This window comes from uncultured Enorma sp., from assembly GCA_905210055.1.
Lineage (GTDB): Bacteria > Actinomycetota > Coriobacteriia > Coriobacteriales > Coriobacteriaceae > Enorma.
The window spans coordinates 1-7,941 of record CAJLVH010000085.1; the positions used below are offsets into that span (position 1 = coordinate 1).

Annotated in this window: 9 protein-coding genes and 1 other RNA gene; 8 read left to right on the plus strand and 2 right to left on the minus strand. The window is 62.0% G+C overall.

All coding sequences use genetic code 11. From position 1 onward, the window contains the following. From QZ079_RS06330 to QZ079_RS06340, 3 genes are all read left to right on the plus strand, one after another. The coding region (locus tag QZ079_RS06330) for a DivIVA domain-containing protein (RefSeq protein WP_297036550.1) at positions 1-507 on the plus strand (507 nt) is incomplete at its 5' end. 219 nt (positions 508-726) lie between these two features. Further along, on the plus strand, positions 727-1,785 hold the full coding sequence (locus QZ079_RS06335) for a hypothetical protein (RefSeq protein WP_297036553.1): 1,059 nt from the start codon (positions 727-729) through the stop codon (positions 1,783-1,785). 94 nt (positions 1,786-1,879) lie between these two features. Then, on the plus strand, positions 1,880-2,560 hold the full coding sequence (locus QZ079_RS06340; RefSeq protein ID WP_291288308.1) for a PspA/IM30 family protein: 681 nt from the start codon (positions 1,880-1,882) through the stop codon (positions 2,558-2,560). Positions 2,561-2,738: 178 nt separating this feature from the next. On the opposite strand, the gene QZ079_RS06345 is transcribed toward QZ079_RS06340, so the two are convergent. Beyond that, complete coding sequence (locus QZ079_RS06345) at positions 2,739-3,266, minus strand: nitroreductase family protein (protein WP_291288309.1); 528 nt, start codon at positions 3,264-3,266, stop codon at positions 2,739-2,741. Positions 3,267-3,427: 161 nt separating this feature from the next. On the opposite strand from QZ079_RS06345, the gene fucO reads away from it, so the two are divergent. The 5 genes from fucO (at position 3,428) to QZ079_RS06370 (ending at position 7,778) form a co-directional block, all read left to right on the plus strand. Beyond that, complete coding sequence (fucO, locus tag QZ079_RS06350) at positions 3,428-4,588, plus strand: lactaldehyde reductase (protein ID WP_297036558.1); 1,161 nt, start codon at positions 3,428-3,430, stop codon at positions 4,586-4,588. 130 nt (positions 4,589-4,718) lie between these two features. Next, an RNA gene (gene rnpB / locus QZ079_RS06355) (RNase P RNA component class A) lies at positions 4,719-5,089 on the plus strand. Positions 5,090-5,348: 259 nt separating this feature from the next. Beyond that, positions 5,349-6,401, plus strand: a complete 1,053-nt coding sequence (locus tag QZ079_RS06360; RefSeq protein WP_291290466.1) for an inorganic phosphate transporter — start codon at positions 5,349-5,351, stop codon at positions 6,399-6,401. 81 nt (positions 6,402-6,482) lie between these two features. Then, entirely contained in the window at positions 6,483-7,106 is a 624-nt protein-coding gene (locus QZ079_RS06365; RefSeq protein WP_291288312.1) for a DUF47 domain-containing protein, read from the plus strand. Between the two features lie 36 nt (positions 7,107-7,142). Beyond that, positions 7,143-7,778, plus strand: a complete 636-nt coding sequence (locus tag QZ079_RS06370) for a YigZ family protein (protein ID WP_297036562.1) — start codon at positions 7,143-7,145, stop codon at positions 7,776-7,778. A 10-nt stretch (positions 7,779-7,788) separates the two neighbouring features. Here the strand turns inward: QZ079_RS06370 and QZ079_RS09470 are convergent, their stop codons facing one another. Next, on the minus strand, positions 7,789-7,932 hold the full coding sequence (locus tag QZ079_RS09470; RefSeq protein ID WP_366926436.1) for a C-GCAxxG-C-C family protein: 144 nt from the start codon (positions 7,930-7,932) through the stop codon (positions 7,789-7,791). Positions 7,933-7,941: the final 9 nt, after the last annotated feature.

Genomic DNA, 7,941 nt, shown 5'->3' on the forward strand with positions numbered 1-7,941 from the left:
GCGGACGCCCAGGCGCAGCTCGCTGCCGCTGCCGCCATGCCCGCTCCCGCCGCCGCTCCGGAGCCCGTCGCGCCGCAAGCCGCCGGTATCTCCGCATCCGAGCGCCAGATTTCTGCCGCGCTCATCGCCGCGCAGCAGACCGCCGATGCCATCGTGGCCGAGGCCCAGCAGAACGCCGACCACATCTGCAGCGAGGCCGATGCTAAGGCACGCGAGGTCATTCGCCAGGCGCTCCAGGAGAAGCAGGAGGAGCTCAAGGAAATCGACCGCCTCAAGGCGTCCCGCGAGGACTTCAAGGCCGAGTATCTCAAGCTCCTGCAGCACTTCATGGACGATGCGCAGAACTCGTTCCCGTCCGATCTCATGGTGTCCTCGACGCCGGTGGGCTCCGCCGCGGCAGTTCCCGTAGCTTCGCCGGTGGCCGCTGCCCCCGCTGCTCCCGAGCCCGCACCGGTGGCCGACCCGTTCGCTCCGCTCGACAACTTCGGCGTGGACGATCTGGACTAGCTACCGCTGTGTCCGGCGCTTTTTATGCGCGCGATGCATCAACCTATTGTTTCCTGAAGAGCCCTGGTTGCCGCTAGGGCTCTTTTCTTTGCTTATAGGTTTGCAGCTCCGGCGTTCAGCGATTCTTCTCAAGGTTTCGCGTTCGTTGTCCGCATGCTCGGGCATAATGGTTTCGATATCGAACTACCGTTCAGCCAAAGGCTGGTGGAGGGGAGCGCTATGGGTAGGTCGTTTGGTGGCGGAAGATCAGGCGGCGGCCGCAGTGGGGGCTTCTCGGGCGGTGGCCGGTCGTTCGGCGGCTTCTCCGGGGGCGGAGGCCACGGCCGTAGCGGCGGCCGTTCGGGCGGCTTCGGAGGGTTTCGTCCGCCGCGCCCGCATGTCCACTATGGAGGGGGCGGCAGCTTCTGGCCATTCATGGCCGGTTACAGCCTAGGGCGTGGCTCCGGCGGTTCGCGTGGTGGCGGCTCAGGTAACGGAGCGGGCGGCTGCGGTACCGGTTGCGGCACATTCATCGGCATGGTCATTCTCATCATGGTGCTCGTGGCATTCTTCGGTGCGCTGGGTGGCGGCCTAACCTTCTGCTCCTCGAGTACGTTCTCCACCGATATCGCCGCCTCCACGGTCGACCGCGAACCCCTGCCGGCCGGTGCCGCGCAGACCTCGCCTGTCCACTATGCAGATGAGGATGGCGGGTGGATCGGCGACGTCAACGAGTTCGAGCGCGGCATGGAGGTGTTCTATGACGAGACGGGCGTGGAGCCCTTCGTCTATATCCTGCCCAACGGAAGCGTGACCTCGACCGCTGAACTCGGGAACATGGCGAACGAACTTTATGACGAGCTCTTCGACGATGAGGCGCATTTCCTGCTGGTGTTCTGCGACGATGGCCAGGGATCCTTTAGCTGCGGGTACGCGGTGGGCAGCCAAGCGAAGACCATCATGGATAGCGAGGCGATCGGCATCCTCTCCGATTACCTCGACCGGTACTATCAGGATCTGTCGCTTTCCGAAGAGGAGATCTTCTCGCGTGCATTCGCCGATACCGGCGAGCGTATCATGTCGAAGACGACTTCACCGGTGGTTTACGTTGCGATCTGCGCGGCGGTGGTCATCGTCGCCCTGCTCGTCTTCACGGGTGTCAAGAAGTATCGCGCCTCGAAGGAGCGTGAAGCCGAGCGCCTGCAGGAGGTGCTCGAGACGCCGCTTGAGAGCTTCGGCGACAGGGAGCTGGAGGATTTGGAGAAGAAGTATTCAGATTCCTCTGACGGCGATGCGTAAAGCGCGGATGTCTGCGGAAGGGTACAAGGGTAGAAACGGCGCACGTCGCCGCGTTGCCGGGGCGAACCCGGTATGAGTTAGAAGGAGTTTCATCATGGGCATGCTCGATCGCTTCGCCGATATCATCAAGGCGAACATCAACGACCTTCTCGACAAAGCGGAAGACCCCGCGAAGATGGTCGATCAGTACCTGCGCGACCTCACGGAGTCGCTCGCCGAGGTCAAGCAGGAGACTGCCGGCGTGATGGCTGAGGAGACCCGCACCAAGCGTCTCGTCGAGGAGAACAAGGACGAGATTGAGAAGTACGACGACCTCGCACGCCAGGCGCTCAAGGCGGGAAACGAGGGTGACGCCCGCACGTTCCTCGCGAAGAAGCAGCAGCTCGTTGCCAAGGGCGAGAGCCTTGCGCAGGCTGCCGACGCCGCCCACGAGAACGCCTCCAAGATGCGTGAGATGCACGACAAGCTCGTTTCCGACATCGAGACGTTGAAGGGTCGCCGCGAGGCGATCAAGGCGAAGGTGGCCGTCGCGAAGACGCAGGACAAGGTCAACGCGGTGAGCTCCGCGGGCGATAGCGCCGCAGCTGCCATGAGCGCGTTCGACCGCATGGAGCAGAAGGCCGACGAGATGCTCGACCGCTCGAACGCCATGAGCGAGCTCAATGCCGATTCCGGCGACGCCGCCGAGGATCTGGAGAAGAAGTACGCGAACGCCGGTTCCACCGCTGCCGTTGACGAGGAGCTCGCCAAGCTCAAGGCCGAGATGGGCCTGTAGCCCACGGTTAACCATAGAGTCTGAACGGTCGGCACGGATTGTTTCCATGCCGGCCGTTTTTCCTCGTGTGTCGCGTTGCTTCGGGCGTCACGTTGGGGACGGCTACGTTCGTATCGAAACCGCCACGAGCGCATCCGTCCCCAAAGTGACGCGAGGGCGAGGCGGATGAAGTGCCAGGTTAGAGGAGGAAGTCTTCCCGGGAGATGCGACGGGCTTCGCGCTTCTCAGCGGAAGCGATCTCCTCGGCAGGATAGCCAACCGTGAGCATTGAGACGGGCTTCATGCCTTCAGGCAGCTCGAATGCTCTTGCAACGACCTCGGGGTCGAACATGCATACCCAGCACGTGCCCAGGCCGAGCTCCGTTGCCTGCATCATCATCTGGTCGACGACGATCGACGTGTCGATGAGCGAGGCGTTCATACCGTCGAACGAGCGCACCCAGGCGTCGTCCTCGACCGCGCACGCGATGAGCACCACGGGCGCGCCGAATATGCTGCCTTCGCGAGCGAAGCGGGGAGCCGCGAGCGCGGCCTTCTCGAGCATAGCGGGTGTTGTGCACGCGATGAGCCGGGTCGGGTGGTTGTTGTGCGCGGAAGGTGCGATGCGCCCGGCCTCGATAACGGCGTTGAGAACGCTGTCTTCGACAGGGCGATCTTGATAGGTGCGACATGAAAACCGGCTTCTGGTGAGTTCTGCAAACGACATGGCGGCATCCTTTCTCTGCAACACATCCTGTTCGTATTGTATGCCGATTCATGCGAATAGAAGGGCATGCTTCTGGTTACAACAGAGAAGGAGAAATGCGGCGGCGAGACGGCGCTGCTCGCAAGGTGTTTTGGCCGAACGGCCAAAGGTAGGAAGTTCTTATGGCTCAGCGTTTCATGCTCAATGAGACCTCGTATCACGGCTCCGGCGCCATCGCCGAGATTCCGAACGAGATTCAGGCACGCGGGTTCAAGAAGGCGTTCGTCGCATCCGACCCCGACCTTGTGAAGTTCGGTATCACCGCCAAGGTGACCGATCTGCTCGATGCCGCGCAGATTCCCCATGAGGTCTATTCCGATATCAAGCCGAATCCCACCATCGAGAACGTGAAGCATGGTGTCGAGGCTTTCAAGGCGAGCGGTGCGGACTGCATCGTCGCCATCGGCGGCGGCTCCTCCATGGATACCTCCAAGGCCATCGGTATCATCATCGCGAACCCCGAGTTCGAGGATGTGCGCTCGCTCGAGGGCACCGCGCCCACGAAGAACCCCTGTACGCCAATCATCGCCGTTCCCACCACCGCCGGCACCGCAGCCGAGGTCACGATCAACTACGTGATCACCGATACCGAGCGCATGCGCAAGTTCGTGTGCGTCGACCCGCACGACATGCCTATCATCGCCGTCGTCGATCCCGATATGATGGCCACCATGCCCGCAGGCCTCACCGCTGCGACCGGCATGGACGCGCTTACGCACGCCATCGAGGGCTACACCACGAAGGGTGCCTGGGAGATGTCCGACATGTTCCATCTCAAGGCGATCGAGCTCATCTCGAAGCACCTGCGCGATGCCGTGGCCGAGGCAAAGAGCGGCACCCCTGGTTCCGGCCGTGAGGGCATGGCACTTGGCCAGTATATCGCCGGCATGGGCTTCTCGAACGTGGGCCTCGGCATCGACCATGCCATGGCCCATACGCTTTCTGCGCACTATGACACGCCGCATGGCGTGGCCTGCGCGATGCTCCTGCCCATCGCCATGGAATTTAATAAGCCCGTCGTGGCTGAGCGCCTGGCCGACGTCGCCGTCGCCATGGGCGTCGATACCACGGGCATGAGCGTGGACGAGGCGGCCGACGCCGCCATCGCCGCGGTGCGCCAGCTTTCCGAGGACGTCGAGATCCCGAAGGTCTGCGAGGCCATCAAGGCCGACGAGCTCGACCAGATCGCAGACGACGCGCTCGCGGATGCCTGCTATCCCGGTAACCCGCGCGAGGCTGATCACACCACCGTCGTGGAGCTCTTCAAGAAGATCATGGCGTAAGGTAAAATAACCCCAGGGGTTTTTTAACATCTTGCTATCGGGCGACTCATCAGACGATGGGTCGCCCATTTTGCTGACTCAGATGAGTCCAACCCCATCGATCCGCCGCACGTGCTACAATACCGCCTGCGAAGCGAGCCAGACGGTCGCGCGCGGCTGGGTTTATCCCGCGCCGCGTGAGGAAAGTCCGGGCTCCACAGGGCAGGATGCTGGCTAACGGCCAGGCGGGGCGACCCGACGGAAAGTGCCGCAGAAAAGAAGACTCCCACCTGCGTGCTGACTCGGCGCGTAAAGGGAAAAGCTGAAACGGTGGTGTAAGAGACCACCAGCGTCGCGGCGACGCGGCGGCTTGGTAAACCCCATCCGGAGCAAGCGCGAATAGGGGCGCGATAGGTCGGCCCGGCCTGCGCCCGGGTGGCGTGCGTAGAGCAGCGCGGTAACGCGATTGCCAAGATAAATGACCGTCCCCGACAGAACCCGGCTTACCGGCTCGCTTCGCATCCTCTTTGCCCGTTTCCAACGTGGCACGTGGCGTCGGTTTGTTCAGAGCGACAGCTGCGCATCAGGGAAATGTAAAGCGCACGTAAGGTCTTTTCATCCAGTGCAACATTCCTGCAGCTCGCGATAGCCTTGTATGCACGCATCCTCGCCGTTTCGCAGATAATTCTCCCTCCAAGCATCAATTTCATGTAATGGAAAGGTAAAATAGTGCCGTTATGTCACTGCGTGCCTGCGGGCACCGTCCGCGAGGGAGATTTACGTGGACGTATCGCTAGCCCATTTCGTCGGCCAGGTCATGACGAACCCCATTCTGGCCGTCACGGTTCTGCTGACCCTGGGCGTCATCTTCGTCAACGGCTGGACGGACGCGCCGAACGCCATCGCAACGGCCGTCACCACCAGGAGCATCAGCATCCGGCCTGCGATCATCATGAGCGCCGTGTTCAATTTCCTCGGCGTGCTGCTCATGACGATGATCAACTCGTCGGTTGCTTCCACCATCTCAAACATGGTTGACTTCGGAGCGAACACGCACATGGCGCTCATCGCGCTGTGCGCCGCGTTGTTCTCGATCGTTGTCTACAGCGTGGGGGCGTCGATCTTCGGCATCCCCACGAGCGAGAGCCATAGCCTCATCGCCGGTCTCACCGGTGCCGCGCTCGCCGTTCAGGGCGGTCTTGACGGCGTGAACGGCGAGGAGTGGATCAAGGTCATCTACGGCCTCTTCCTGAGCCTTGCTCTGGGCTTCGCGCTCGGTTGGGGCATCTGCAAGCTGCTCACCATAATTTGCGCGAACATGGATCGCCGGCGAACGAATAAGGCCTTCAAGTATGCGCAGATCTTCGGTGCCGCCGCCATGAGCTTCATGCACGGCGCCCAGGATGGTCAGAAGTTCATCGGCGTGCTCTTGCTCGGCGTGGCGTTCTGCAACGGCCAGCCCGACCTCACGAGCGCCGTCATCCCCATCTGGCTCATGCTCCTTTGCAGCGTGACCATGGGTGTCGGCACGAGCGTGGGCGGCGAGAAGATCATCAAGTCCGTGGGCATGGATATGGTGAAGCTCGAGACGTTCCAAGGCTTCTCGGCCGACCTCGCCGGTGCGGCGTGCATCTTGCTCTCCACGCTCACCGGTATCCCCGTCTCCACGACGCATACCAAGACGAGCGCCATCATGGGTGTGGGCGCGGTGAAGCGCCTTTCTGCCATCAACTTCTCCGTGGTGAAGGACATGATGCTCACCTGGGTATTCACGTTCCCCGGATGCGGCCTCATCAGTTTCGCCATGGCGAAGCTCTTCATGATGGTGTTCTAGATCGGTCTTTCGGCCCCTTCGGCCTGTCGCACCGTATCTCGGTGCATGCCATAGCAAGTCATTCGACATTTGGAGGATCTGGTGGCTAGGAAAAACGACGCGTTCTACTTCGACGCCTTCTGCGCGTGCGCGGACTACTCGTGCCAGGCGGCACAGCTGCTCTCGAAGACCATGCATGAGTTCGATCCCGATACGATCGAAGAGAAGATCGAGGAGATGCATGCCATCGAGCAGGCGGCCGACGAGAAGAAGCATGAGATTCAGGACGCGCTCACCACGGCGTTCGTGACCCCCATCGAGCGCGAAGACATCGCCGAGCTGAGCGACTACCTCGATACGCTCACCGATCGGATCGAGGGCGTGCTGCATCGGCTGTACTTCGACAACATCCGCGAGATGCGCCCCGATGCACTCAAGATGGTCGATATGATCGTGCGCGGCTGCGACGCCATGCGCGAGGTCGTGGGTGAGCTCGCCCAGTTCAAGAAATCGAAGACCCTGCGTCAGCGCGTCGTCGAGCTCAACAGCATCGAGGAGGAGGCGGACGCGCTCTATATGCGCGCCATGCGCGAGCTGCACACCACCTGCACCGATCCCATCGTGATCTTCACGTGGCATGAGACGTATTCGTTCCTCGAGTACTGCGTCGATTATTGCGAACACGTTGCCGACAAGATCGATGATATCGTGATGAAGAACTCCTAGGTTTCGGTCGTTCGAACCTTTTGGAGAACGGGCGCGATGGATAGCTATAAGACCTTGCGTTCTGGCTTTGAGGCCACAGGCGAGTTCGTCGACCGCAAGAGCCGCTTTATCGCGCAACTCGCACACGTCGAGAACGAAGGCGAAGCCGCCGCGCACATCGCGGAAGTGCGTTCGCGGCATTTCGATGCGCGCCATAACGTCCCCGCATGGATCTTAGCGGACGGTACGGAGCGGGCAAGCGACGACGGCGAGCCCCAGCGCACGAGCGGCATGCCCACGCTCGAGGTGCTGCGCGGCGCCGGTCTTCGCGACGTCTGCTGCGTGACGACGCGCTATTTCGGTGGCACGCTTCTGGGGCCGGGCGGGCTTGTGCGCGCCTACACGGCAGCGGCGCAAGCAGCGATAGGGGAGGCGCGTGCCGCGGGGCAACTCGTGGAGATGACGAGCGTGGTGCCGATGGAGGTTCACACGGCGTATGCGCGCTATGAACAGGTGCTGCGCCTTGTGGAGCAGGCAGGCGGCAAGGTCACGGACTCGGCGTTCACAGACGAGGTGATGCTGTCGCTTGTGTTCCATACGGGCGACGAGACGGGTTTCGTCGCCGCCTTCACCGAGCTTATGAACGGCAGACCGCAGCTTTCAGTGGGTTCGCCGCGCTTTGCCGAGTTCTAGAGCGCGATCGCTATGCTTCGGCGATGATGCGGACGGCCAGGCGCACCGCGTCCTCTATGCACCCTTCGCAGCTGCGGCGCATGCCGTCGGGAGACCCGACTCCTTTGAGTTCGCGGCAGATGGTGGTGCCGTTCATCTCTTGAAAGCCGTTCACCAGCTCGCG

What these genes read in the sequence shown, in the direction of transcription:
- QZ079_RS06335 (WP_297036553.1), top strand. Translation starts at nt 727, where the DNA reads ATGGGTAGGTCGTTTGGTGGCGGAAGATCAGGCGGCGGCCGCAGTGGG.
- QZ079_RS06340 (WP_291288308.1), top strand. Translation starts at nt 1,880, where the DNA reads ATGGGCATGCTCGATCGCTTCGCCGATATCATCAAGGCGAACATCAAC.
- QZ079_RS06345 (WP_291288309.1), bottom strand. Translation starts at nt 3,266, where the DNA reads ATGTCGTTTGCAGAACTCACCAGAAGCCGGTTTTCATGTCGCACCTAT.
- fucO (WP_297036558.1), top strand. Translation starts at nt 3,428, where the DNA reads ATGGCTCAGCGTTTCATGCTCAATGAGACCTCGTATCACGGCTCCGGC.
- QZ079_RS06370 (WP_297036562.1), top strand. Translation starts at nt 7,143, where the DNA reads ATGGATAGCTATAAGACCTTGCGTTCTGGCTTTGAGGCCACAGGCGAG.